Raw genomic sequence first — 529 nt, forward strand, 5'->3', positions numbered from 1 at the left:
TGGCTCGAAGAAAACCCATCGGGCCTACGTCTGGGCCTATGCAACCACCGCGTCTGCCGATATCCGCGCAGTGGTGTACGACTTCAGCCCCAGCCGCTCAGGCGAACATGCACGCAACTTCCTGCAAGACTGGAAAGGCAAGCTGGTCTGCGACGATTTTGGTGGTTACAAAGCCAGTTTCGCACTCGGCGTGACCGAAATCGGCTGCATGGCCCATGCGCGGCGTAAGTTCTTCGACCTGCACGCTACGAACAAAAGCACGCTCGCCGAGCAAGCTCTGCGCTATGTCCAGTTGCTCTACGAAATAGAGAGTGAGATCCGCGACCTGGAGCCAGATGTCCGACGCCGAATACGGCAAGAAAAAGCCGTCCCCGTGATGAACATGCTGCACACCTGGATGATCGCCCAGCGCGAGCTGGTACACGAGGGTGTGGCCATCGCCAAGGCCCTGGATTACAGCCTGAAACGCTGGACGGCGTTGTCACGTTATCTGGATGACGGCGCGGTGCCTATTGATAACAACCACATC

1 protein-coding gene is annotated in these 529 nt (G+C 58.0%); it reads left to right on the forward strand.

Annotation, left to right across the window (positions count from 1 at the left end; all coding sequences use genetic code 11):
* On the forward strand, positions 1–529 hold a 529-nt coding region (gene tnpC, locus ACXPVS_RS27395; RefSeq protein ID WP_458512659.1), incomplete at both ends, for an IS66 family transposase.

The sequence above is a fragment of the Pseudomonas sp. Ma2-10 genome (genome assembly GCF_054330215.1).